The 24,216-nt window shown below is 61.2% G+C and carries 27 protein-coding genes and 3 tRNA genes; 14 read left to right on the forward strand and 16 right to left on the reverse strand.

Annotated elements, in window-relative coordinates:
* Nucleotides 1–16 precede the first annotated feature (16 nt).
* Complete coding sequence (locus WI560_RS20005; RefSeq protein ID WP_375308874.1) at nucleotides 17–1,171, reverse strand: amino acid ABC transporter substrate-binding protein; 1,155 nt, start codon at nucleotides 1,169–1,171, stop codon at nucleotides 17–19.
* A gap of 59 nt (nucleotides 1,172–1,230) precedes the next feature.
* Nucleotides 1,231–1,713 carry a universal stress protein gene (locus WI560_RS20010; protein ID WP_375304553.1) on the reverse strand — a complete coding sequence of 161 codons (483 nt, stop codon included), beginning with the start codon at nucleotides 1,711–1,713 and terminating at the stop codon, nucleotides 1,231–1,233.
* A 581-nt stretch (nucleotides 1,714–2,294) separates the two neighbouring features.
* Between WI560_RS20010 and WI560_RS20015 the strand changes: the two genes are divergently transcribed.
* On the forward strand, nucleotides 2,295–2,978 hold the full coding sequence (locus tag WI560_RS20015) for a hypothetical protein (protein WP_375304554.1): 684 nt from the start codon (nucleotides 2,295–2,297) through the stop codon (nucleotides 2,976–2,978).
* 230 nt (nucleotides 2,979–3,208) lie between these two features.
* Here the strand turns inward: WI560_RS20015 and WI560_RS20020 are convergent, their stop codons facing one another.
* On the reverse strand, nucleotides 3,209–3,679 hold the full coding sequence (locus WI560_RS20020; protein ID WP_375304555.1) for a GreA/GreB family elongation factor: 471 nt from the start codon (nucleotides 3,677–3,679) through the stop codon (nucleotides 3,209–3,211).
* 238 nt (nucleotides 3,680–3,917) lie between these two features.
* Between WI560_RS20020 and WI560_RS20025 the strand changes: the two genes are divergently transcribed.
* From WI560_RS20025 to WI560_RS20040, 4 genes are all read left to right on the forward strand, one after another.
* Nucleotides 3,918–4,319, forward strand: coding sequence for a PAS domain S-box protein (locus WI560_RS20025; RefSeq protein WP_375304556.1), 402 nt, complete (start codon nucleotides 3,918–3,920; stop codon nucleotides 4,317–4,319).
* A gap of 244 nt (nucleotides 4,320–4,563) precedes the next feature.
* Nucleotides 4,564–5,076: a hypothetical protein gene (locus WI560_RS20030; protein ID WP_375304557.1), complete on the forward strand. Its 513-nt coding sequence runs from the start codon at nucleotides 4,564–4,566 to the stop codon at nucleotides 5,074–5,076.
* 338 nt (nucleotides 5,077–5,414) lie between these two features.
* On the forward strand, nucleotides 5,415–5,897 hold the full coding sequence (locus tag WI560_RS20035) for a hypothetical protein (RefSeq protein WP_375304558.1): 483 nt from the start codon (nucleotides 5,415–5,417) through the stop codon (nucleotides 5,895–5,897).
* A 49-nt stretch (nucleotides 5,898–5,946) separates the two neighbouring features.
* Complete coding sequence (locus WI560_RS20040) at nucleotides 5,947–6,333, forward strand: DUF488 domain-containing protein (RefSeq protein ID WP_375304559.1); 387 nt, start codon at nucleotides 5,947–5,949, stop codon at nucleotides 6,331–6,333.
* A gap of 827 nt (nucleotides 6,334–7,160) precedes the next feature.
* Here WI560_RS20040 and WI560_RS20045 read toward each other — a convergent pair.
* From WI560_RS20045 to WI560_RS20060, 4 genes are all read right to left on the reverse strand, one after another.
* Nucleotides 7,161–7,604 carry a universal stress protein gene (locus WI560_RS20045; protein ID WP_375304560.1) on the reverse strand — a complete coding sequence of 148 codons (444 nt, stop codon included), beginning with the start codon at nucleotides 7,602–7,604 and terminating at the stop codon, nucleotides 7,161–7,163.
* Nucleotides 7,605–8,241: 637 nt separating this feature from the next.
* On the reverse strand, nucleotides 8,242–8,694 hold the full coding sequence (rnk, locus tag WI560_RS20050; protein WP_375304561.1) for a nucleoside diphosphate kinase regulator: 453 nt from the start codon (nucleotides 8,692–8,694) through the stop codon (nucleotides 8,242–8,244).
* A gap of 11 nt (nucleotides 8,695–8,705) precedes the next feature.
* Nucleotides 8,706–9,239 (reverse strand): GreA/GreB family elongation factor, encoded by a 534-nt coding sequence (locus tag WI560_RS20055; protein WP_375304562.1) that lies wholly within the window; start codon nucleotides 9,237–9,239, stop codon nucleotides 8,706–8,708.
* Nucleotides 9,229–9,522, reverse strand: coding sequence for a phasin family protein (locus WI560_RS20060; RefSeq protein ID WP_375304563.1), 294 nt, complete (start codon nucleotides 9,520–9,522; stop codon nucleotides 9,229–9,231). Before WI560_RS20060 ends, WI560_RS20055 begins: the two co-directional genes overlap by 11 nt.
* A gap of 766 nt (nucleotides 9,523–10,288) precedes the next feature.
* On the opposite strand from WI560_RS20060, the gene WI560_RS20065 reads away from it, so the two are divergent.
* Complete coding sequence (locus WI560_RS20065) at nucleotides 10,289–10,612, forward strand: GreA/GreB family elongation factor (protein ID WP_375304564.1); 324 nt, start codon at nucleotides 10,289–10,291, stop codon at nucleotides 10,610–10,612.
* A 125-nt stretch (nucleotides 10,613–10,737) separates the two neighbouring features.
* Here the strand turns inward: WI560_RS20065 and WI560_RS20070 are convergent, their stop codons facing one another.
* On the reverse strand, nucleotides 10,738–11,583 hold the full coding sequence (locus tag WI560_RS20070) for a LysR family transcriptional regulator (protein WP_375304565.1): 846 nt from the start codon (nucleotides 11,581–11,583) through the stop codon (nucleotides 10,738–10,740).
* A 1,156-nt stretch (nucleotides 11,584–12,739) separates the two neighbouring features.
* Here WI560_RS20070 and WI560_RS20075 point away from each other — a divergent pair.
* Complete coding sequence (locus WI560_RS20075) at nucleotides 12,740–13,987, forward strand: hypothetical protein (protein ID WP_375304566.1); 1,248 nt, start codon at nucleotides 12,740–12,742, stop codon at nucleotides 13,985–13,987.
* Between the two features lie 72 nt (nucleotides 13,988–14,059).
* On the opposite strand, the gene WI560_RS20080 is transcribed toward WI560_RS20075, so the two are convergent.
* The 3 genes from WI560_RS20080 to WI560_RS20090 all read right to left on the reverse strand — a co-directional run bounded on the left by WI560_RS20080 (nucleotide 14,060) and on the right by WI560_RS20090 (nucleotide 14,892).
* A tRNA-Gly gene (locus WI560_RS20080) sits at nucleotides 14,060–14,133 on the reverse strand.
* A 344-nt stretch (nucleotides 14,134–14,477) separates the two neighbouring features.
* A complete protein-coding gene (locus WI560_RS20085) occupies nucleotides 14,478–14,681 on the reverse strand; it encodes a hypothetical protein (protein WP_257180602.1) in 204 nt (67 codons plus the stop codon).
* Between the two features lie 25 nt (nucleotides 14,682–14,706).
* Complete coding sequence (locus tag WI560_RS20090; RefSeq protein WP_257180603.1) at nucleotides 14,707–14,892, reverse strand: hypothetical protein; 186 nt, start codon at nucleotides 14,890–14,892, stop codon at nucleotides 14,707–14,709.
* Between the two features lie 198 nt (nucleotides 14,893–15,090).
* Between WI560_RS20090 and WI560_RS20095 the strand changes: the two genes are divergently transcribed.
* The gene (locus WI560_RS20095) at nucleotides 15,091–15,465 is read left to right on the forward strand and encodes a YciI family protein (RefSeq protein WP_375308875.1); all 375 of its coding nucleotides are present in this window, start codon (nucleotides 15,091–15,093) and stop codon (nucleotides 15,463–15,465) included.
* On the opposite strand, the gene WI560_RS20100 is transcribed toward WI560_RS20095, so the two are convergent.
* Nucleotides 15,432–16,025 (reverse strand): TMEM175 family protein, encoded by a 594-nt coding sequence (locus WI560_RS20100; protein WP_375308876.1) that lies wholly within the window; start codon nucleotides 16,023–16,025, stop codon nucleotides 15,432–15,434. The two genes, WI560_RS20095 and WI560_RS20100, sit on opposite strands and share 34 nt — an antisense overlap.
* A 123-nt stretch (nucleotides 16,026–16,148) precedes the next feature.
* Between WI560_RS20100 and WI560_RS20105 the strand changes: the two genes are divergently transcribed.
* Nucleotides 16,149–18,206, forward strand: coding sequence for an ATP-dependent helicase (locus WI560_RS20105; protein WP_375304567.1), 2,058 nt, complete (start codon nucleotides 16,149–16,151; stop codon nucleotides 18,204–18,206).
* Between the two features lie 57 nt (nucleotides 18,207–18,263).
* On the forward strand, nucleotides 18,264–19,244 hold the full coding sequence (locus WI560_RS20110; protein ID WP_375304568.1) for an NADPH:quinone oxidoreductase family protein: 981 nt from the start codon (nucleotides 18,264–18,266) through the stop codon (nucleotides 19,242–19,244).
* 173 nt (nucleotides 19,245–19,417) lie between these two features.
* Here WI560_RS20110 and WI560_RS20115 read toward each other — a convergent pair.
* Nucleotides 19,418–19,503: transfer RNA gene (locus tag WI560_RS20115), tRNA-Tyr, on the reverse strand.
* 206 nt (nucleotides 19,504–19,709) lie between these two features.
* Here WI560_RS20115 and rlmB point away from each other — a divergent pair.
* Nucleotides 19,710–20,540, forward strand: a complete 831-nt coding sequence (gene rlmB, locus WI560_RS20120) for a 23S rRNA (guanosine(2251)-2'-O)-methyltransferase RlmB (RefSeq protein ID WP_375304569.1) — start codon at nucleotides 19,710–19,712, stop codon at nucleotides 20,538–20,540.
* A gap of 79 nt (nucleotides 20,541–20,619) precedes the next feature.
* Here the strand turns inward: rlmB and WI560_RS20125 are convergent, their stop codons facing one another.
* Complete coding sequence (locus WI560_RS20125) at nucleotides 20,620–21,117, reverse strand: hypothetical protein (protein WP_375304570.1); 498 nt, start codon at nucleotides 21,115–21,117, stop codon at nucleotides 20,620–20,622.
* A gap of 44 nt (nucleotides 21,118–21,161) precedes the next feature.
* Complete coding sequence (locus WI560_RS20130) at nucleotides 21,162–21,647, reverse strand: hypothetical protein (protein ID WP_257180613.1); 486 nt, start codon at nucleotides 21,645–21,647, stop codon at nucleotides 21,162–21,164.
* A gap of 275 nt (nucleotides 21,648–21,922) precedes the next feature.
* On the opposite strand from WI560_RS20130, the gene WI560_RS20135 reads away from it, so the two are divergent.
* Both WI560_RS20135 and WI560_RS20140 read left to right on the forward strand, forming a co-directional pair.
* Nucleotides 21,923–22,396, forward strand: coding sequence for a hypothetical protein (locus tag WI560_RS20135; RefSeq protein WP_375304571.1), 474 nt, complete (start codon nucleotides 21,923–21,925; stop codon nucleotides 22,394–22,396).
* Between the two features lie 168 nt (nucleotides 22,397–22,564).
* Nucleotides 22,565–22,639: transfer RNA gene (locus WI560_RS20140), tRNA-Thr, on the forward strand.
* A gap of 230 nt (nucleotides 22,640–22,869) precedes the next feature.
* Here WI560_RS20140 and WI560_RS20145 read toward each other — a convergent pair.
* On the reverse strand, nucleotides 22,870–23,583 hold the full coding sequence (locus WI560_RS20145; protein WP_375304572.1) for a class I SAM-dependent methyltransferase: 714 nt from the start codon (nucleotides 23,581–23,583) through the stop codon (nucleotides 22,870–22,872).
* A gap of 80 nt (nucleotides 23,584–23,663) precedes the next feature.
* On the opposite strand from WI560_RS20145, the gene WI560_RS20150 reads away from it, so the two are divergent.
* Nucleotides 23,664–24,014, forward strand: coding sequence for a hypothetical protein (locus tag WI560_RS20150; protein ID WP_375304573.1), 351 nt, complete (start codon nucleotides 23,664–23,666; stop codon nucleotides 24,012–24,014).
* Nucleotides 24,015–24,216: the final 202 nt, after the last annotated feature.

Raw genomic sequence — 24,216 nt, forward strand, 5'->3', positions numbered from 1 at the left:
CCCGTTTGCAGTCTGCCTAGCGCACGTCCCAGGCCGGCATGGGATATTTCGGCGGCGCGATCTTGCCCTTGCCGCCGAAAATCGCGACCAAGCGGTCACCCTGAACCTGAATGACCGTCTGGGGCAGATCGATCTGGCCGCTCTCATTGAATTCGACCGGACCGTACAGGCTGTCGAACTTCACTTTCGAGAGCGCGTCGCGCACCTTCACGGGATCCGTGGAGCCTGCCATTTCCGCAGCCTGCACCAGGGCTTGTACGTCGGCGACGCCGGAGGCGGCATGATAATCGGGGTCGTAGCCGAACTTCGCCTTGTAGACGGCCGCGAACTGCGCGGCATCGCCAAACCAGCGGTCCTTCAGGTCTGCCGAAGGCAGCCAGGCCGTCATGCCGAAGGCGTAATCGGCATCCTTACCCAGCGCCTTGCGGAAATCCTCGCTGGGAACGCCCACAGTGAAGGAATACATCTTCGGAGCGACGGCCAGGCTCTTCGCCTGTCGCACGAAATTCAGGATCTCGGTCTCATGACCGGCGACCAGCACCGCATCGACGTTCTTGCTTTTGATCTGCGACAGAAGTGAACTGAAGTCCGTGGCGTTCGTGCTGTATCGCTCGTCCATGACCAGCGTCAGACCCGCCTTCTTTAATTTTGGTCGAGTCCCCTCCGCCACCGAAACGTCGAAGGCATCGTCCGCATACAGCAGCGCGACCGATTTGGGCGCAGGATCGAGCCCCTTCAACATCTCGATCGTCGAGCCAAAATAGTTGCTGGCCGGCGCCAGCGTCCCGAAGATGAACTTGAAGCCGCGCGAGAATATCTGGTCGGACGCGCCGCCCCCCTGCACCATTGGAACTCGGTATTTTTCGGAGACGGCCGAATCCGCCAGCGCGAAATTGCTCGCAAACGGCCCCAGCAGGAAGTCGACCTTGTCCGGCGAGACCAACTGCGTGTACTGACGCACACTCAAGTTCACGTCGGACTGATTGTCGTACAGCTTGAGCGTGAGCTTGTATGAATCGTTTCCAATCCTGACGCCCCCCGCGGCATTAATGCGATCGACCGCGAGCTGATAAGCGTCGCGATAGTAGCGGCCGGTATTGGCGACGGGTCCCGTCAGTTGTACCGACGCTCCCAAGACGATCTCCTTTGCAAGAACCTCGCCCGACGGCATCGCGACGGCAGCGGCAAACAGCAGGAGCGCCGACAGACGAGAGATTCTGAACACGAAGCTCATGCTCTCCTCCTCGCCTTCGATTGCGGTATCGGCGCGACGCTGCTCGCCGTCCGCTGGGGCTTTATAGCGATGAGAACGCTGCAGGGCGGCTGATGCAAGATCGACTCGCCCACCGATCCGCTCAACCAGCGCGCAAGGGTCCCTTGATCTCGATGGCCCACAACAATCAACTTGGCGCCCATTTCGCGAGCACACAGCACTATCTGTTCGGCCGGCCTCCCATGCCGGATCTCGCTGGTCGCGATGCATCCAGCGCGCTGGAAACGCTTGACGCCTTCGTCCAGCACCTTCTGCATCACAAACTGCTGATTTTGCGGGATATAAGTCATCGCTTCGCCGATGAGCATGCTTTCGGCAGCGTCGACGATCGCCAGAAGATGAACCGTCGCGCCGCACCTTGACGCCAACGTCTCGGTCTGCGCCAGTGCCTCGCGGCCATCGGGCGAGCCGTCGAAAGCCAACAGGATTTTCTTATACATTGCGGGTTTCCTCTCCGTACTTGCGTGCGCGGCCAGCAGCAACACGCCTGACCGCCCGAGCATCTGGTAATCTTGGCCCAATGGACGGCGCGAGCGGCCGGCACCTTCATCGACACGTTCAAGCTGCTGGCGCAAAGATGGCCGATAGCCATTGAGCCTTCAGGACGGTGTCGACGCCACCGACCATCGAAGGCTCGCCGAAGCGTTTCGAAAAGAAACCTTGCGGAAGTTCGCATCATCTCGGCATTCCTCAGCAGCACGCGGTTCGGCGCAACGATCTGCACGATTAAGCCGTCATCAACGTATGTCCGGGATCAAGTTTGACAAACGAAATGTATCAACACTTGATATCAGTTTTGTTGCTGCAGGATTTCGTGCGGCACCAACGCACAATTCGAGAATGCTCGAAGGTGTGACATGCGACGAAGCGACAAGGGATCCGACGCTGTCGGTCGAACATCCACCTGCATCGAACTTGCATTGAACTGGCAACGAATTTCGTTTGCGTCCCTCAACCACAGATGAATACAGTTCTCTCAAGCACACAACAAAGCGGCTCAGGTCCGCCCAAGGAGGTTTTGATGTCGCGAGACGTAGTACGGCAGCTTGCCCATCGTCGTGAGCTTCTCACCGTCGGCGCCGCTATTGCCGGTCTTCTGCCTCTCTCCAACAGCGCGTTCGCCGCCGCCAGGCGCTCGCGCCCAAACAAGGTAAACGCTCGCACCGACAAGACTTCCGAGACGGCGGCCACGCTCCGCGATCTTTGGATCGGCCACATTTTCTGGGTAAGAGCCGTCTCGCTCGCGACGATCGAAAAACAGGGAGCGATCGCAAAAACGGCAGAACGACAAGCCGTTGCCAACGCTCAATCCATCGCCGCGACCGTAGAGCCATTCTACGGCGCAGCGGCCAAGGACGCCTTCTTCAAGCTCCTTGCGGGGCACTATGGTGCCGTAAAAGCTTATCTTGCAGCGACGGTCGCAGGCGACGCCGCCAGGCAAGGCGCGGCGACTCAGTCTCTGACGTCGAACGCTGAGGAGATTGCAAGCTTTCTGAGCAAGGCAAACCCATATCTGCAGAAGGATACAGTGAACGGCCTGCTCCAGGCCCACGGTAGTCATCACATCCAGCAGATCCAGCAATTGACCGATCATCAGTACGATGCCGAGGCTCAAACCTGGGAAGAGATGAAGAATCACATCTATCAAATCGCAGATGCTACCGCCGACGCTCTGGCAAAGCAGTTTGCCGAGAAGTTCTCCTGACCTTCGAGGCAGACAACGAGCACAGAGGATCGCTGCTCGTCGCGGCGATCCATTCTAGCCGGCGCGAGGGGCAATGATATCAGAACTCGCCGAAGAGACCGGCCGAGCACCGCGAGCTCGGCCGGAACGAAGCGCCGTTCAATCGGATGTGACACTCGACCTCGACAGCACGCTCGACAGCACGGACGTCGTGCGCGGCCGCGAAATTGTGCCACATGGGACCCAATCCTTCATGAACGGGACTGACCGCGCGATACATGCCGATCGGCACGGGCTGGCGATTTTTCCGAACTCGCTGTCGACCGGAGGACCGTCACGCTGCTCGGCTCGCCGCTTGCTGAACACCAATCGACCGAGTGGCCTTCCGATAGTCCGATCAAGGCTGCTCCCAGGGGACTCAATACCGAAACCGCGTTCGGTTGTTCCGACGTTTCGTGGGGCATGACGAGGACGACCTGCCTTGTCGTGCCGGTAACATTATCGCGCACGTCCACATGCGAGTTGACTGCTACGACGTTCTCTGGGAGCTCGTCATCAGGGACGATTCTCGCCCGAGATATCTCCCGTAGTACGTTCGATGCGGACGACGCCATACGGCTGTTCGTCAGCGCGGAGATAGCCATGGCGTATAGCCTGTCTCGATCCGCTTCTGAAAGCATGACTGGAGGAAGTGCAATCGGATGGTCGTCGGGCGTATTCATGGCGGACTCCTGGCGGGTCGAACCTCGCTATTTTCGCTCACGGCTCACTCAACACAAGCGAAAAAGTTTGCGCATCACGATCAAGAAAATTGATCTATCCTCCTGAGTCTGACGCTTGAGCGTCGCCTCCGATGTGTTCAACGGTTCTAGTGCCGCAACCGTGAACTCCGGCGCCTCGCGAGAGTTGACGATCGACCGCCCGATCAGGGCTATTGGACACCGTTCACCGGAGGGCCCCATGCAAAACGAACTGTTGTCTGAGGCAATTCTCGATCAAATTGCTGATGCCGTCATCTACGCCGACCGATCGGGTGATATCGCGCGATGGAATCGCGCCTCCGTGGCCATGTTCGGCTTCTCCTCTGAAGAGGCGCTCGGCCAACGTCTCGATCTGATCATTCCGGAGCATTTGCGCGCTCCGCACTGGCGGGGCTTTGACGCAGCGATGTCAACCGGCGTCATGAAGCTGCAAGGTCGTCCGACTTTGACACGGGCCCTGCATAAGAGCGGACGCAAACTCTACGTTGAGATGACCTTTGCCCTCGTGAAGGGCGGCGACGGCGTGCTTGGCTCAGTCGCCATGGCCCGCGACGTCACTGAACGCATCGAGCGAGAGCGTTCTGCAGCACGCGCGGCCTGACTTCAGCCGCCACAGCCGCTCGCATCTTCGCTGCGTGGGCGCAAGGTCAGGAAAGCGCGACAGGCGCCTAGCGCGAGCGCACCCTCGTGCTCCCACAAGCCAACAACATTCTTGATGAAAACTTGCAATACTTTTCGCTTGTAGAACTCGACCGAATAGCCGGTACTGGTGCGCGGCAGCCCAACGATGGCTCAATGAGCCAAGGACTGCGGATTCTTTCTCGTTCTCGCAGGGAAACGACATCATGCGGAAAGCCCGGCTACCTCAACAGACAAACGCAGACGTCACAATACGGCAGCTTGCGCCCTCTCCTCTCAGGGCGAATGCACTCAGCTCCGGCTACTTTGGCTATTGGTCCAAAGAGGAGATACTGAGATTTCTCGAGCAACTGCTTGACGGCGAACACATCGGCTTGGCCGCATACGCGGCGATCGGTCGCGCGGCTTGCACTCATCTTGCAGACATGGCTTTAGAGGCCGAAATGGGCCAGGGAGCGATTTGCATCCTGCTCAGAAAGGAGATTGCCGCGAGAGGCGGGACCGGCATGCTTCGCGCCAAGGCAGCGGACGCCGTTCCCAGTATCGATTGCAGCCTCCGAAGCCGGATCAGATTTGCAAGCCGCAATCAGGCCATGCTGGCCGACATGATCGAGGATGCCGTCGTCGACATCTTCGATTCAAAACTGAATGCAAAGCTAATCTACTTGCTGCTGCTACACCGCAAGCAAGTCGAGCAGCTTGAAGCCATCGCCGCATAGCCACGTGGGGCCAGCAGATCTTTCGTGTCGCGCGGCACATGCAGAAACGAAGAGAGATTGTCGTGACCGCCAGAGAATCATTTGCGCATTGGGAGAAGAGAGAGATCGATCGTCGACTGAACGATGAGCTGGAGGGCACATTTCCGGCAAGCGATCCCCTCAAGATTACGCGCTTTTCCGTGAAGTCGCATGGTGCCCCCGACGACACCCGGCGGGGTGCCCCTGTGCCCAAGGTTCCACAGAGGCATCGATCAATCTTGTGATGTTCAATCAGATGCCGCCGACGGCGCGAAGGACGCCGCAGCGCCGATGAAGCAATGAGGTCATCGGAGGATATCATGGCCGGACTGTGCGGTCTCGACTCTCAATACGACGCATTCCTGTTTGCCTCGATATGCGAGACAGATCAGAGCAACTTGAGCGTCTTGTCACTACTCGCACGCCAGGACGTCGATCCCTGGCAGGAGGCGGCTCGCCTAACCAACCTTTCAAAGGCTCAGGCAATACAAAGCTTTGCCGCGACGATTTCACGATCGAAGAGCGAGCAATGGTCTCCGTCGGAGGCAATCGTGCTGGCTGGTCGCTTGATCGATCTATTGCCGTCGCATGGCCGCCCCTCATCGGCAGCGCCGTGGGCAGAGGATGGGATCGGTGGCTTGACGGTGTGGGTGGTGGTCGGGGCGCTATTCATCTCGATCGCCATTTCCGCAAACAACGTGCGGAATTCGACCAAGGCCTCCGGCGAGCCGATCAACGTCGTCAGCAAGACTGCACAGGCAGATACAGTCACAAGATCATCTAGTAGAATCGGAACAGATTAGCTCGTCGCTCGGAATCGAACGGACCGGTCGAGAGAAGGGAGAGGCATCGATGGGAAGCAAGATTGTCGCGGAGAATATCAAGTTGAAGCGCGCATACGATGATGTTCACTCCGGTGACGGCACGCGAATTCTGGTGGACCGTCTTTGGCCCCGCGGTGTCAGGAAAGTGGACGCCGCGATCGACCTGTGGGCCAAGGACATCGCGCCTAGCACCGGGCTGCGGAAATGGTTCGGGCACAATCCCGATCGTTGGACCGAATTCCGCCGCCGTTACTTGGAAGAGATGCGCCAGCACCGCGAGCGGCTTGACGAGCTACGCGCCCTTGCCCAACGCGGGCGTATTACCCTCGTTTTCGCAGCGCATGATGCTGCTCACAACGATGCCGTCGTTCTTAGGGAGATCTTGCTCGGCCGGAGCACCTCCCGAGCGTCTTAGTCTCGCATTGACCGGCAACCGAACGCGATGCGAGACTTGACTGTCTCGTGACAAGCAAACTTTTCTCGCGCTCACGATGGATCAAGGCCAAGTTCGCGCGCGGATACAAAAACACCTAATCGCAGCGCCCGCGCGCCTGTATTGTCTGCGCGGAGAGTATGGGGAAAGCCCCCCGTCAGGGCGTCAATGACCCGCGGTCGCAGAAGCCACGCGGGCCGGACCGTTCTGCCTACCTGCCTCCCCTAGCTGGAGCAGAGCGCGTGATTTTCGGCGGATCGCTCGCGGGAAATGTTTGTTCCAGCTGCCTGTCCAATTCCTCATCCAGTTCCCGTCTCTCGCGCTGTTCTCGGGTCTCAATTCTTCTTGTCACGACTAATCTCTCCAATCTCGGCGGGCAACCAAGCCCGCGGACCTTCTCCGCGACCGCGCTGAATGCGTGGCTTGGCGAATGGATTTCCTGCGGCAAGGGTTGTGACCGCAAGACGAGGCCCCTGCTTCATTGCGGGACCAGATTTGGGGCTTCGGACCTCCGGGCGCGAGCAAGCGATGCGGCGCACGCCCGGTTCACGAGCGGATTTGTCGATACCCCGGGCTGCGAGGAGATTGCTTGGAAACTCGATTAAACATCATTGCTCTCATGTATGCTCTAAAGACACGATCCCAAGGCAGCTGCGGACTTTTGACGCACAGTTACAATGCTGCGAACCCGATTCAGGCGAGCATCATCAGTCGGCGTCAGACCGGGAGGGGTTTGTGGTGCACTGGGGTCTGACAAAAGGAAATGCTGAGGCTGCGCGCCCGGTAACCTCGTCAGAGCCTTATGGGCATTAAACTGCTTGCGTGCGCTCAGACTTCGCCACTACAAGCACGCTGCATGGCAGTGGAGACAAGGTCGACCTATCTGCCAGGCCATTGAAGTAGCGGGCGAGCGCTCCGTGATCTCGGCGATCGACGATAATCAGATCCGCGCCTGTCTCAACGGCGGCGAGCATTATCTGCTCCGCCGGCTTCCCGTAGTCCAGCTTGCCTGCTGCCGCGCATCCGGTGCCCGTGAGCTGCCTCACAGCCTCGTCGAGCACTGCCTGCGTCTCTACTCCCTGATTCACGAAGGACAATGCCCCTGCCTCGACGGTGAGCATTCGCTCGGGCGATTCAACGATCGCAACGAGATGAACTCTCGAACCACACGCGGCCGCCACACTCTGGGCATGAACGAGTGCGTCGCGGCCATCCGGTGATCCATCAAAAGCCAGGAGAATCCTTCTGTACATCAGAGTCCTTGGTTTGACATACGTTGAAGCTCGGAACGTCGCCGGCCCTGCAATGGTTCCTCGGGGGCATGGTCGGTCGGCATTTTTCCCGCTCCTGGCGCGCGGATCACGCCGAGGTCAACCTGCACGTCGATCAACATTTGACAAGCGAAAATGATCATCAGCTGATGCCGATTAGCCAAAGGAAACTGGCGCGAGGCTTCTTCAGTCTAAACGACCATGGGCGCACGACTTGCCGGCCGTTGCACCTAACATTCTCCTCGATGAGAACTGACAACATTTTTCGTTTGCAAGACCCGCACACTGGGCGACTACTCAGGAGGCCCCATGGGGACACTGAACGCGGACGATTGGAACGGATGCAATGCCTCTGCCGCTCGAACATATCGTCAAGCATTCGATGGGCACCCCCGCGCTCACAGCGCCCCAACTGACATTGCTCCTTTTGGCAATTATTGTGTGCCTGGGCATTGCCCTCGTGTGGACCCTTTGGAAGATCGAGCACGATGCGCATCCGCGACACGATAGATATCGGTCGGATTAGGTAGGCCAATCAATCGCAGCCCAGCAAAGAGCTGATTGGATCAAAGTGGGCGCGACGGCATCCATCGCGCCCACGTTCTCTCTTCGGCGCCAACTAGTCGTCGCGGCCGACCTTGAGCACGGTGAGCTCGCGCCTTTCGCCGGTTCTGGTGCGGAATGAAATCGTCTGATTGGCCGAAAGCCCCAAAAGTGCGGCGCCGACCGGCGTCAGCACCGACACACGTCGGCGTCCGATATCGGCATCATGCGGATAAACTAGGACGATTTCTTGAATCTTTCCGGTCTGTTCATCTCGAAATTGCACCTTACTGCCGGAACTTACGATATCGGGACGCAGTTTATCTGCGGGGACGATATGCGCTCGGTCGAGCTCCTCCCGAAGATACTCACATACCTCGGCCATCGGCCCGCTTGCCATGGACGAGAGCGCCGATAGTCTGGCGAAATGATCAGCATCAATGGCAATCGGCGGTCTGATCTCAGCTACTCTGTCGCGCTGCATTTCCCACTCCTTTAAGAATTGTCGAGCGATCCAGCTCTCTTCCAACACATGCGCTCCTAAGCCGCCTGAGGGCCGTCGTCATCGGGCCCCGGAGAGCTAGTGGGAGCCCGACCGGCTCTGCGGCGGGATTGTGCCGGAAACAACACGGGTGCTCCCGCCGGTGCCAGGACGCTTTCGACAATGACGGAATGAAGCCCGCCCCCGATACTGAAGAACTTCATACGCTGCCCAACGCTCATTCCGAGAAGGGCGGCACCAAGCGGTGAGAGGACCGATAGTTCCATCAGCCCGTTTCTAAGATCGTGCGGGCACACTAGGATTTTGCTTTCGGAGTGCCGACCACCATCGACCCTGTAGGTCACCCACTCGTTGAGACGCACAGTACCAACCGGTATCTGGTTCGTATCGAACACGACGGCCCGACGAATCTCTGACATCAGGAACCTGCCTACCGGATGACGTTCTTTCACGGCATCATCGGCTAACCGTTCAAGGCGCGCATGGTCTCGTCGCGCTATGCCGATCGAGGGCAATTGCCCGGTGGACTCGACTCGGATGTTCGGCATCGCGCAATACTCCTCAGTTTTCATGAGCTGGTAAGACGCCTTCGTCCGCCTCTTGGCGTTCAGAGGGGGCTAGACATATGCTTCGCATCCTCCGGGTTAGATCGATTAGATTGTTCGCGTGCTGCCCCAGCGCACTTACCTGATTTCGATAATACCCGTCTGAAACCTCGATCGCTTCCATTCCAGTTTTGGCGCCTGCAAGTCGGGCAAGGTATGCAAATGACTGCAACGTATTGTTGCCGGCCAGTTGCACGGTTTTGCGACTATGGTCCGCAATGGTCGCAACTACATCGCTCGCCGCATTCATGTACACTCCCCCGATCTCTCTCGCCTCTGTCATCGCTTGAACTCCTTCGGTGTTAGCTCGATAGTGCGGCAGCTTGCCCCGTCGCCGACTGACCTAGCTTCGTATCGCGGCGCACGTTCGCCGACAGGCTCATGTCAAACGAGCGCGCAGCGCGTGCTACGCATCTCGTGACAGAGCAGGAAAGATTGTTTTAGAAACAGTTATGCCCGGACAGCCATTAAGGCTGCCCGGGTCACCTGCCTATTTGCAGGTAGCCCTCGACGCAATATTGTTGATCGAGCACAATGATATTCATGCCAACATAGTTGGCGCGACAGCCCGCGAAATCAAGATACTCCGTTGGTCCGCGCCGTTTTGTCGCGAACTGCTTCCTACCTTCGTACTTAGACACCATCCGATCTCCGCGGAATGAAACCGCGATGAGATACGAGCTTGAAAACCCATCGCGGATCAAGTTGGTCCTGCCCGTGAAACCCAACCCGGAATCTCCACGGTCGTGCGGTAGTCACGGTGGCCCTGCCGCTATTGCACAGCGCGCTTTCTAGCCACGCTGTCGCACTGGATCTGTGTCGCTCAGCCCAGCATTTTCATTGCATCGAACGGTCAAATAAACTCGTTTGTCGTCGAGCGCTGCCGATAGGAAGATGCTGCTCTCCGGGAGAAGAGTACCATGACCAACGCTGGGCAGAGACGTCCTGACCGACCGTCCATAGTTTTAACGAGGATGGACCGACAAAAGCTGCTCAGCCTGCTTCAAGACTCGCCGATGAGCAGCGTCGATACCGATTGCCCCCTTCGAGAGGAGATCGATCGCGCCGATTTGATTTCAGACACCGCAGCATGGAGTTCGGCCGTAAGACTCGGATGCGAGGTGAAGTTCGTCGAGCTTGGAACCTCACATCTTCGTCGCGGTCGTCTCGTTCTTCCGCACGAAGCCAGAACCGCTCACTGCATCTCGGTTCTTAGTCCGATTGGCACCGCCCTCATTGGACTTGGACCTGGGCAGTCAATTCATTGGACCGAGCGTGGTAGGGAACGAAGGCTCGCGGTACTTGAAGTGCGAGCGAGCGAAGTATCACCGCCGACCTAATCGGCGGCACAGCGTGACGATGATGCATGGTGACGGTCTTGGCGACCGTCGCCATTAGCATTTCGCCAATGCTGACGCGATTGCACGTGTTCCTGCTGAACGAGTCGCCACTCTTTCCTGTCGAGCTACTTCCCGACGCTTGCGGCCTTGCGCAGCGCGACGAGTGCCGCCTCCAACGCTGCGGCATCAACATTGGTCGCATGTGTGGCATAAACGGGGAACGAGAACCGAGGCGCGCCAGGAACCAGGTGAAGTGCGCCCTCGGCAATATGTGACTGAACCGCATGCATTCGGAAGTATCCGGAACCTCCCTCCAGGAGGATATAGCTCAGCGCAAGCGGACCGAGATTTGTTACGAGGCTCGGCACGGTTTCCGGAAAGCTTACCGCATGACGAAGAGCGAACTCTGAACCCCATTCGACGTGAACATATCGAGGATCATTCTCGTGATACTTTGCGAGATCGGTTGCCACGAGAACGAGCTCTTCCTCCATGACCAGATCGACCTCCAACCCTGGTCGATGCTGGGGAGCGTACATGATCGCGATATCTACAAGCCCGGCAGCAACGTGCGTAACCAAATCCTGAGGGACGTCGACGTGAACGCGAAGCGCAATATCCGGGTGTGATCGCCTCATCTCCCTCACCCAATCGGTCAAAAGCGGTCGCCACAAGCTGACTTCGCTTCCAATCGTCAAGACCGCGCTGTGTCCTTCCGGCACTGCCACTTGCTGTTTTGCCCGCTGCCACAATTGCACGAAAGTCGGCGCGAAACGAAGGAACTGTTCGCCCGCCGGGGTGAGGCTCGCACCGCCCTTGTTTCTAACGAACAGCGGCCGCCCGAGCTGCTGCTCAAGGAGGCGCACACGCGCGCTGACCGTGGTCTGCGCGACATGCAAGCGGTCCGCAGCTTTGATGAAACTACCGGTTGAAACGATCTCGATGAAAGTTCTGGCAAGTTCGATATCCATTGTTTCATAGCATAATTAATGCAGCAAAATGTCAATCGAGTTCGGTTATTTGCTTGTTCGGGCGATGGACGGGATTTGAACTCCGGCCGGGCCGCCATTCCTCATGGCTTAAAATAGCCGGCGTTTCACAAGCGCCGCCCCAAGGAAAGGGCCCGTCCCAAGCTATTCAAGATCGAGTGCGACCCTCTTCTTGCTAAAGGCGGGGCGGATCCCGATCCGCGGTCCATCGGCCGACGTCGGCAAGACGGTCGTGTCAGTTGGGGGCGGACGGCCTGATTGTACTCCAGCCGTGATTGGGAGATAGCGAATGGAAACTCGAGGGACGAGACGCTTCAGGAAACAACCAGCATTTTGGGGCCGCCGTAGGTCATCATCGGTTCGAACCGTCCTCCTCATCGTTACGATACGGCCAGAATCCGTCGCACAACGGTGCAATCGCCTTGCATTGAAGTGTCAGCACAATTCGTTTGTGCGCTCTGAGCTTTGAGCGGATACGGAACCGACGTGATGACAATATTCGCGCGAGATCCCTCGATCAATGGAGGCAAGATTGCATGAGCAGATCGCGGAGAAGTATCAGGATGCGGTAGCCGGCAGGAGGGATGTCGAGATTCTTCAGCCAGTCGTACCGCGATCGCTATCGCAAATTGGCAATGCAGCACGATCAGTCACGATGAGTAACATCAGCTATTGCACGATCTCGAAGGAAATGGACGCGTTCAAGCGTGAGGCTCGCTGCTGCCTTTCGCTCACAGGCGAGAATGGCAGCGCAGTCCACAGCTCACCGCTTTTACTATCTCAACGAAATATGATCGTTAGCCTTTCCTTTGATCGCTCTTCCTTACTTCGAGTCTAAACCCCTTCAGATGCTTCACCACACACCAAGCTTCTTCTACTTTCAGTGGAGCAATCACTGCGGGTCATGATTGAATGAACGAACAACTGCGCCTTAGCTTCCGCACCCACCGCCTTGGATGTCGAGAGTCCGATTTACTGAAGCAGACATTAAGCGCGCTGTTAGAGGTGTCCTCGACAGTGGTGGCAAAGTCGTGCGCGTCGAGATTTGGCCTGACGGACGCATTTCCGTGTTGATACGGGAAGAAAGATCGATTCCAATAGATCCTGAGGACGATCCGGAGGTGTCCAGGAGTTTGCTATGATGAGGATGGGACGCTCGGCGCTGCCGCTGCCTCGCTACACAAGGCGAAAACGCCTTCAGAAAGGGAGCCTCGCGTATTTTTTTGACCTGCCAACGTGGGCACGTAAAAAAGGTTGCCCAGTCAAGAACGAACCGCTTGGCACCGATTACCAGTTGGCTGTGCAGCGCGCCGAGAAGATCTTGCTGCCTGCGTTCGACAGCTGGCTGACGGGTGGTGATGATGCAAATCCCGTGGGCATTGGAGTAGTGATCGGAACGCTGGACTGGATGTTTCACGAGTATCGTCGAACGTGGAAACAGAAGACGGCAAAGCGTTTGCAGCCTTTGAGCCCCGGTCAATGCCGCGTGCATGAGACCGGCATCAAGATGATATGCGAATATCTGTTGAAGGACGGAAGGCGCCTTGGCACGCTCCGCGTTTCGAGCATCGATACGGCGTTTGCGGACGATCTGTTCGAGAAGCTACTCTACAAAGATGTCAACGGCGAAAGGGTCGAACGCCGCACGACCGTGAACCACGCGATGAAGACCGCTCGCGGCGCATGGAACACGATCTCACGGGCGCACCCACATCTGTTTCCGGCGAAGAACCCATTTGAGAGGATGGGCCTGCAGTCGACCTCGCGCGAAACACCACATGCTAATTTTGACGAGCTGGCAGCGTTCCGTGCGAAAGCGATCGAGTTGGGCTATCCGTCATTGGCAACGGGTGTCCTGATCGGTTGGGAATGGCTGCAGCGCAAGGCTCATATCTTCATCCGATTCATGGCGGAGCACTATCGGCCGGAAAGCCGCCCGAACCACGTCTATGTCATCAACTACAAGACGAGCACGGGCTCATGGGAGCCCCTCTACGACAGGAAGGGCAAACCGCTTTATCCCCTGCTAATGGCCGAGCTTAACGCCATGAAAGCATTGCGGCCGACGGGCGGCCTGATGCTGCGGCGAGATGGTAGTAGTTTGCCCTGGAGCGGCAAGGGCGAAATGCTGACTCAGGTCGAGCGCATTTCGAAGAAGATCATTCTGGCCGCGGGCTTGCGTCCTGAGCTCACCTTCACGTCATTTGGCCGGCATGGCGGGACCACCGAGGCGAGCACGTCCGGCCTCACAGAAACGCAACTGATGAAGAAGGGCCAATGGTCATCGACCAAAGCGATGGCGCACTACCTTCATCATGACGACGAGGCCAAGCAGGACGCACAGATGAAGCGCATCAAGCGGCGCAAGCAGACGGCCAGAAAGTGAACATTTGTCGGAATGGATTCTGCCGTCTTGTCGGAATGGGAATCAAGAAATCCGATAAGTGATTGAAAACATTGGAGCGGGTGAAGGGAATCGAACCCTCGTATTCAGCTTGGAAGGCTGCTGCTCTACCATTGAGCTACACCCGCGCTACGGGCTCCCTAACACGGCCGGGCGACGGTCTCAACTGCTGAGGACGCCGCGTTCCGGCATGTCCTCGGCCCTGCGAATCGCACCGGTTCCTTCCGGACTCGCCGCCCCCCTTAACAGCCGCCGCCATGCCGCCTATATTGAGATCTTCCGAAACCAACGAAAGGAGGTGATCCAGTGTCTCTTACCAAGCGCTGTCACCTCGCTGGGGTCGCCCGCTAAGCTCCGATTAGAAGCTTGGCATCGGGGCGGTCTCAGCCCTGGACCAGCGAGCACGAAATCGGGCGCGACGGGGTTTCCCCGCCGCGCCTTTTTCTTGGCGCTCGTTGGAGCGCTCGTTCGGTCAGCCCGTGCGAAGCCGCTCGCGCAACGCGACGGCCGCGATCGATATGCCGACACACCAGGCTATGACTGCCCGGTGCGGCTCCCCGCCGAGCACCAGTGTGGCGATGCTCGCGAGCAGGCACGGCGCAATGGCCTTGCCGTTGCGGCTCACGAGCGAGACCAGAAACGGCATCGCCGCGATCGATATCTGCAGGACGTCCATGGCAGGCAGACGGTAGCCGCAAGCTTCAGAAGCCGCAGACGTTGGTGGCGCGCGGACGCTTGCCGCGCCGGCTTTCCACGATGCGCTCGCCGCCGTTCTCGGCCGAGCTGCCGTAGTAGCGGTGATGGCCGCTCTGATCGTGCAGATCGGCCGTCTCCGATGGTTTGGCGCGACGTGCGTCGCAAATGATCCTGGTGTTGTGACCCGACATTGCCGCCTCCAGCAAAACCTTGTTGTTTATGGTCCATCAGTCGCGACCGCTTCCGGCCGCGTTCACGCGGCAAGGGTGCAATCGGGTTTCAGGACGGTTTCGTCGCTTGCGGGCGGCGCAATATTTTGCTTCGGGATTGTCGGCACCGCCTGCGGTGCAACGTCCTTGGTGTCTGTGCAGAAAAACAACGAGGTGACGATGCTTTACGCCATCCTGGCCTACCATGTGGAAGACGAGGTCATGTCCTGGACGCCGGAGCAGGACGCCGCCGTCGTGGCCAAAGTCATCGAGGTTCAAGCGCCGCTCAGGGAAAGCGGCCAGTTTGGACCGGCAGCCCGTCTGGACGAGACCCGAAAGGCCCGGACCCTGCGTGGCCCCGGCGCGGGCATGGTGCTGGACGGGCCGTTTGCCGAGACCAAGGAGCAGCTTCTGGGCTTTCATTTGATGCAATGCGCCACAGAGGAGGAGGCGATCGCCGCGGCGCGGAAGCTGCGGGCGGTCAATCCGACCGCGGTCTACGAAATCCGCCCGGTCAAGCTTTACGTGCCGGCCGACGGGTTCGGCTCGACGTAAAAGCGCTGGATCAGCAGCCCGCCAAACGCGAGGAACCACACGAAAGGCGCGAAATGCGGCGCGAACGCCGCAACGATCGTGCCCGGGATGAACACGGCAACCGGAAACAGGGACGCCATGATCTCGCGGCCCCAGCCGCGTAGGATCGTCCACCACAGCAAGGCATTGAGGCCGGCGATCGTGGTCAAATGCAGGCCGTAGAGCACCGCCACTGCGCTGCTCGTGGCGTAATTGGTGTAGAGGCCGTTGGTCACCGGCAGCAGCACGATCGAGAGCAGAAAAAACAGATTGAGGACCACCATGCCGCGGCTGCCGACGGGCTGGCGTGCCAGTCGGCGGTGATGGCTGATCCAGAACACACCGGCGATGATGAAGCTGAGCGCAAAGCCGGCGAGCTTGCCGGAATAGACCCGTGCCAGATCATTCCAGTCGGGCGCGGTGCTGAAGACCGCGGCCTTGGGCAGATCGTAGGCCAACAGCGTCATGGCGACGCCGAAAATGGTGTTGCTGAGCGACTCCAGCCGCCGCATCTCGAACTGGTCGGGCTTGAGCTCGGTCATCTCGGCCATGGGTTGCGGGAACTTTGGGCTGTCTTTCCCCCTAAATCCTAAACCCGGTTTCGTCCAGCTGCATTGCGATTCGCGATGGGATGGCCGACTCTCGGCCTTTCACCGGGGCGATTCGTGGCGACATATCTGGACACGCTCAATGCGGAGCAGCGCCGCGCCGTCGAGCATGGCGTGGCCGACGGCACGACATTGGGTGCGCCCCTGCTCGTCATCGCCGGCGCCGGCTCCGGCAAAACCAACACCCTGGCCCACCGCGTCGCGCATCTCATCGTCGCCGGCGCCGATCCGCGCCGCATCCTCTTGATGACGTTTTCCCGCCGCGCGGCAGCCGAGATGGCCGGCCGCGTCGAGCGCATCGCGCGCAAGGTGCTCGGCGAGAACAACGCCGCGATCATGCGCGAGGCGCTGACCTGGGCCGGCACCTTCCACGGCATCGGGGCGCGGCTGCTGCGCGAATATGCCGAGCGGATCGGCGTCGATCCCGCCTTCACCATCCACGACCGCGAGGATTCCGCCGACCTGATGAACCTGGTCCGGCACGAGCGCGGCCTGTCCAGGACCGAGAGCCGCTTTCCCGCCAAGGGCACCTGCCTGTCGATCTACTCGCGGTGCGTCAACGCGGAGATGGAGATCGAGAAGGTGCTGGGGCAGCATTATCCCTGGTGCGCGGGCTGGGCTGCCGAGCTGAAGGGACTGTTCGCCGCTTACGTCGAGGCCAAGCAGGCCCAGCACGTGCTCGATTACGACGACCTGCTGCTGTACTGGTCGCAGATGATGAGCGATGCGCTGATCGCCGAGGAGATCGGCGGCCGCTTCGACCACGTGCTGGTCGACGAATACCAGGACACCAACCGCCTGCAATCCTCGATCCTCCTGGCGCTGAAGCCCGACGGGCGCGGACTGACCGTTGTCGGCGACGATGCGCAGTCGATCTACTCGTTCCGCGCCGCCACCGTGCGCAACATCCTGGAATTTCCGCAGAGCTTCTCGCCGCGCGCGGAGATGATCACGCTTGACCGCAATTACCGCTCGACCCAGGCCGTGCTGGCCGCGGCCAATGGCGTGATTGGTCTCGCCCGCGAGCGCTTCACCAAGAACCTGTGGACCGACCGCAGCTCGGGGCGCAAACCGCAGCTCGTCACCGTGCACGACGAAGCCGACCAGGCACGCTACATCGTCGAGGAGGTGCTGGCGAACCGCGAGCAAGGCGCGCTGCTCAAGCACCAGGCCGTGCTGTTCCGGACGTCCTCGCATTCGGGTCCGCTCGAGATCGAGCTGACCCGCCGCAACATTCCCTTCGTCAAGTTCGGCGGGCTGAAATTCCTCGACGCAGCGCACGTCAAGGACGTGCTGGCGCTGCTGCGCTTTGCCGAAAATCCGCGCGACCGCGTCGCCGGTTTCCGCATCCTGCATCTGCTGCCTGGCATTGGACCTGCGACTGCGCAGCGCGTGCTCGACCAGATGGCGGAGAGCACCGATCCGCTTCATACGCTCGGCCAGCTTCCGGTGCCGGCGCGCACCGGGGCGGACTGGACCGACTTCGTCCGCACGACCCAGAACCTGCGCTATTCGGAATGGCCCGTCGATCTCGAGCGTGTGCGGCTGTGGTACGAGCCGCATCTCGATCGCATCCACGAGGATTCGGAGACGCGCCGCGCCGACCTGATGCAGCTCGAGCAGATCGCGAGCGGCTATTCCAGCCGCGAGAAATTCCTGACCGAGCTCACGCTCGATCCGCCGGATGCGACCAGCGACAAATCAGGTCCGCCCTTGCGCGACGAGGACTATCTGATCCTCTCCACCATCCATTCCGCCAAGGGCCAGGAGTGGAAATCGGTGTTCGTGCTCAACGTCGTCGACGGCTGCATGCCGTCCGATCTCGGCGCCGGCACCAGCGCTGAACTGGAAGAGGAGCGCCGCCTGCTCTATGTCGCGATGACCCGCGCCAAGGACGATCTCCACCTCGTCGTGCCACAGCGCTTCTTCACCCACGGCCAGGCTGCCAAGGGCGACCGCCACGTCTACGCCTCGCGCACCCGCTTCATCCCGGAGCAGCTGGTCTACCTGTTCGAGCGCACCGCATGGCCGAAGGCCGCCGCGGGTGGCGCGCGTACCGCGGCGCAGGGGCCGAAGATCGACATCGGCGCGCGGATGCGGGGGATGTGGCGGTAGACGCAAGAGGCCGGTCGTGGGACCTGTCAGGACAACTGGAACAGCACAGGTCGGGACATGAAAGCCGTTGTCGTCGAGCAATACGCCCCAATCGATCAGATCGAGCTCAAGGACGTCCCACCTCCATCCATGGAGCCGGGCCAGTTGCGCATCCGCGTCGAAGCCGCCGGCATCGGCTTCGTCGACGGCTTGAAGATCGAAGGGCGCTACCAGACCAAGGATCCCCTGCCCTTCATTCCCGGGACGGAGTTCGCAGGCGTGGTGACGGACGCGCCCGGGGCACCCGGCGGCTATCAGGCCGGCATGCGCGTGATGGGGATGACGCGCTCCGGCGCGCTTGCCGAGGAGATCGTCGTCAGCCCCGCAGCGCTCCATCCGCTGCCGCACGGCGTTGCGGCCGAGGTCGCCGCCTCGTTTCGCGCCAATTATCTGACCGCGCTCTATGCGCTCAGTGCACGCGCCTCGCTCTGCGCAGGCGAGCAGCTGCTCGTGCTGGGCGCGGCCGGCGGCACGGGGATCGCAGCCGTGCAGATCGGAAAGCTGCTCGGCGCGCGGGTGATCGCGGCGGCGTCGACGCCGGACAAGCGCGAATTCGCGCAGGCGCACGGCGCCGACGCCGTGATCGATTATACGCAGGCCGGCTGGCGCGACACGTTGAAGGAGTTGACCGGAGGACACGGCGCCGACGTCATCTTCGATCCCGTCGGCGGCGAGATCTCGGTGCAGGCCTTTCGATCCATCGCCTGGCGCGGACGCCATCTCGTGGTCGGCTTTGCGGCCGGTGCCATCCCCGCTCTGCCCTTCAATCTCCCGCTGCTGAAAGGCGGCGCCCTGCTCGGCGTCGACCTCGCTCAGATCCCGCTGCGTGAGCCCGAGCTGCAGAAGCGCCTGATGTCGCAATTGACCGGCTGGCTCGCCGACGGCCAGCTCAAGCCCGTGGTCGGCCGCGTCTTCGCGCTCGAGGATTTCCGGGAGGCGTTCAGAGCCATGCAGACGCGCGCGGCGCTCGGCAAGATGGTGGTGCGGATCGCGCGATAGAACGCCACGGGCGCAAGGTGATGCCTATGGCCAGGGAGATGATGGGATGACCGATGCTGAGAGCCGGTGTCCGCCTACGCCCTGCGGGCTACGGCGCGACAGCCTTCGCTCACTTCGCGCCACGAGCATTTGTGCTGGCTTGCCTAGCCGTAGCTCGCGAAGCGAGCGAAGGCTGGTGGGGGAGGCAGGACTCGAACCTGCGAAGCCATGAGGCGGCTGATTTACAGTCAGCTCCCTTTGCCACTCGGGACACTCCCCCGCTCGACGGCAGCACAATCGGGCCGGACCTTGCCGGCGGACCGAAGACGGCCATGGAACGTGAGGCCGCGACAGCCCGGATGGGGGCGCGACCGGGCGCGGTTATGGGCGAAGCGGTGGGGTAAAGTCAACCGAGGCGAACAGCTAAAATCGCCCTCGCGGGCGCTCAAATTGCCATATTCCGGGACCCGTGACACAAGCGAGCCCATGAAGGATCGAAAATTCGCACCAAAGGGTTCCCGCGGCGGGGCTAAGCCCTTCAACAGACCAGGGAAATCGGCCGGCCGGCCGGCCTGGCGGGACCGCGATTCGCACCCCGACGGACCGGCCATCCTCTATGGCTGGCACACGGTCACCATGGCGCTGGCCAATCCGGCGCGGCGGATCCGCAAGCTGACGCTGACCGAAAACGCAGCGAAGCGGCTCGCGGACGAAAACATCGCGACCCCAGTCACGCCCGAGATCGTTCGGCCTCAGGAGATCGACCGTCTGCTCTCGCCCGACGCCGTGCACCAGGGCCTGCTCGCCGAAGCCGACCCCCTGCCCTCGCCCGATATCGAGACCCTGAAGCAGGAGGGCATGGTGCTGGTGCTCGACCAGATCACCGATCCCCACAATGTCGGCGCCATCCTGCGCTCGGCCGCCGCGTTCGCGGTCAAGGCGATCGTCACCACCGCGCGCCACAGTCCGGAAGCGACCGGCGTGCTGGCGAAGGCCGCTTCAGGCGCGCTCGAACTGGTGCCTGTCGTCACCGTGCAAAATCTCGCCCGTGCGCTCACCGGGCTGAACGAACGCGGCTTCCAGACCGTCGGGCTCGACAGCGAAGGCAGCGAGGACCTCTCGGACGTCGCGCTGCGCGAGCCGCTCGCGCTGGTGCTGGGGGCCGAAGGAAAAGGTCTGCGGCAATTGACCCGCGAGACCTGCAGCGTCGTGGCGCGGCTCGACATGCCCGGCGAGATCAAGAGCCTCAACGTGTCGAATGCCGCCGTGCTCGCACTCTATGTCGGTGCGAGCCGGCTGGGGCTGATGAAGCGCTAGCTCCTTCGCCTTGTATCGAAAAGCAAAACGCCCGTCAGCATCACGCGGACGGGCGTTCGTTACTTGGACCGATCAGAGATCAGTAATAGCGGCGCAGCACGCGGTGGCCGCCGTAGTACGGCGCCGGCGCGTGGCGGTGGGCGTAGCCGTAGCGCGGAGCGTGGCGGTGGGCGTAGCCGTAGTTCACGCGCGGCAGATAGCCGTAGCGCGGACCGTAGCCGTAACGGTACGGACGGTAGTACGGGCGGTGATGGGGAGCCACTGCGGCGCGATAGCCATATCCGTAGTTTGCGGGCGCGACGACCGCGTCCTCACGGTAGGTCGGATACGGCGCGAAGGCGCCCGGGCCAGTGTAGGTCGGGCCCTGGTTGACGTAGTAATATTGCGTGGTCGGCTCGGCGAGACGCTCATAGGCGCCATAGCCATAGCCGTACCCGTAGCCGCCGCAGCCGGTGTTGCAGCCGGAATAGACCGGCGCGACCGGCTGGCACGGATTGAAGCCGCAGGCCGCGGCCGGCGCGGTGGCGGCGAACATCACGGCAGCCGCCGCGACCAGTCCCGAAATCATCTGACGCATTACTCTCTCCTGTTGATTTCCGTGTTGTTGGATTTTGACGTTTCTTAACCCGGCGGCCTGCCGGGGACCTCGACATGCGGCCGCGGTCGCGGCGGCCGCGGACGATTGTTGATCTCGGGCGCGTAGATCACCGGGGGCGGATCGACGGGCGGATCCATCTGCGCCGGCAGCGGCGCCGATTGCGCGCCCCAGCTCTGGTGATAGCTCTCGGCCGGCTTCGGCAACTTGCGGTTCGCGGGCGGCTCGACTTCGAGCCGGCCGTAGCCGGGCCGCAGGCCCAGCGTCGGATAATAGTGGCCGACATTGTCGGGCTGACGCTCGGCGATATAGCGTCCGCCGTAGATCGTAGGCTGCACCTGCTGGTTCTTGCCCAGTCCCCAGACACCCTCGACCACCGCATAGGACGCGTCGATATTGTTGATGATGATCGGCACGCCGGGACGGCCGGGAATGACGATATCGAAGCCCTCGCCGGCAAACGCGGTCGCAGGCAATCCGATCAGAAAGGCGGCGAGCGCTACAGCGCGCATGAGGAGACCCCGGTTATGCGGCTGCAACCTAGCCGATCACGACGTAGAGAGGGTTAAGGCCCGCTCACCAACTTCCGGTAAGCCTAATGCGTAAGGATTGCGCGCCGCTCAAATGCTGGGAAGCGGGCTAGTGAAGCGTTAACGCCGCAGGTCGCGGCGGCACGGAACCGCGCCGCGCGCTCACCTTCGGTTGAGCGTTCAAAATTCCCGGTTTCAGCGGAACGTCCGGCGCCGTGAGTGTTTAGCTCTCGTCAACAAAATGGGAGCCAACAACCATGACGATTAGACTTCTCGGAGCGACGGCGATTGCGGCGACCATGCTGGCGGGCTCTGCCATGGCGCAGTCTGTGGTCAACGAACCCGGCCGCTGCTCGGCGCAATTCCCCAACGCCAACTGCCAGAATCTCGGCCCCGGCAACCCTTACACCGATCGTGGCAACCGCCAGCGCCGCGTGTCCCACCGGCAGACCAATGCCGATTGGAATAACGACTGGAACAGGAGCCGCACCGGCTTCTGGCCGACCGACGTCGCGGCCGGCGTAGCTGGCGCCGCGATCGGCACCGCCGGCGCGATCGCGACCGCACCGTTCCGCGCCTGGGACAATTCCTATGCCTACGACAATCGCTGGAATAATTCCTGGGACAATCGCAGCTGGGACACCCGCTCTTATGCCGAGCGTAACGACTTCGTCTGCACGCCCGGCACCTGGTTCAAGGGACAAGACGGCCGCCGGCACATCTGCCAGTAAGTCGATCTAAATCGATGCGAGAGATCAGGCGGCCCCGAGGGCCGCCTGATTTCATGCTGGTGCCACGACCTCTCGGGTTCTGGCACTTTCCGATCAAGTCTGGTATTGCGGCGCGCACGGGCGGACAGCCCCGGCGCCTGCCGGCCCTGCCCGCGTCTTTCAGGCGTCGCCGGCTTAGCTCAGCGGTAGAGCAGCGGTTTTGTAAACCGAAGGTCGGGGGTTCAATCCCCTCAGCCGGCACCATCAAAGACCCAGGATTCCGCGAACCACCGGGACGAAGAAAAACGCGGCAAGCCCGAGAAGCATGCCGATGACGAGCTTCACGTATCGCCCGGCTACGTTCTCATCCAGCCACTGCCCCACCTGTGTGAACAACGCGAGCGACCAAGCCTCGACGACGGAGGCGCTGCAGCGCGTCCGGGACACGACGGTCGCACCGCCATCACCGACGCAATGTCGTTACACCGCAGCCGTCACACGTCCGTGGCCAAGCGGACGCGATCCGGCAAATCGCCCAGCCGCCACAGGCCGAGGCTCTTGTCGCGCCAGCCGCCGTCGCCCTCCTCGCAGCGCTCGTCGATCAACGCGCGCGGCGCGGGCCAGTCGAACGGTGCCTTGGTCATGTCGAGCGCGCGCCAGTCGCCGTCCTCGCAATCGCGATTGTGCTCCCATTCCGGAAACGTGGTGACGAGCAGGAATTGCGCCCCGCTCTCCCGAAAGCGCGCGATGGCGCGGGCGATGTTCTCAAAACTCAGATGCACCAGGCAGTCGCGGCACAGGATCAGGTCGGCACGCGGCAGGGCATCGCGCGTGATATCGGCAACGAGGAAGCGGCCGGCCAGCTCGCCGTCCGCCACGCGCCGGTTGTTGGCGGCGATCAGCGAGGGCACGATGTCGATGCCGATGTAGTCGAGATCGAGCTTGATGCGGCCAATCCAGCCCGCATCGCCGCAGGGCGCATCAAGCAGCGAGCGCGCGCCGAGCCGTTGCAGCAATGACGGAAGCGCCTCGCGGATGGCAGCGGTGGCGGTGTCCTCCGAGCCGAGGCCCGACACCGAGCTGGCCGCGCCCCAAAGGTTGGTCTGCTCGATCCGCTCGAACCGCGCGGCGAGATCGAGGCCCGCGAAATTATCGCGGTCGGCGACGAAGCGTTCGTGAGCCAGCACGGGGGGACGATTGGCGATCATCTGACGGGCGCGAGTCGAAATTGCGATGCGGGACATCATACAGCGAACGCCGCCGATGTGGTCAGGTTGTGATGACGGCCGTGCGGTTCGTCATCGCCTCGGGATTTCTGCTGGCGCTGTCGACGGCATTCGCGTCCCGAACAGAGGGCCGCGCGGAACCAACGACGCACGTCGTTCGTTCTCGACCCATGCGAATTCGCGAAGAAAACCGGAATATGTTTCTGCTGGCGACGGTGACACTATTCTGTGGCGCCGTGGCCGGGACGTTGACGCTGCTTGAGCCGGTGTTTCAGCCGGCCCCCGAGAGGCAGGTCGCCGAGCGGACTGTGGCCGAGCGGACTGTGATCGACGTCACCAGGATCTCGGATCAGAGGCCGGTTCGGGTGGTGGGCGCGCCGTTCGAGCCCAACGTCAACCCGCGCGAGCGATAGCTTATCTCGGCGATGCCTTGGTGCCCTCCTCGGGCCGGCCATGGGCACGCGCCAATTCCTCCACGAACGCGATCACCTCCGCCCGCCTGTCGGGCGGAAGCGACAGGAACGCGCGGATCAGCCTCAAGCCATCCACTTCGGCCGAACGTTCTTTTCCGGACTCCATTCGCCCACTTTCGGGCGACCGGGAAAAATATGCAAC

The sequence above is a fragment of the Bradyrhizobium sp. A11 genome (assembly GCF_042077125.1).
GTDB lineage: Bacteria > Pseudomonadota > Alphaproteobacteria > Rhizobiales > Xanthobacteraceae > Bradyrhizobium > Bradyrhizobium japonicum_B.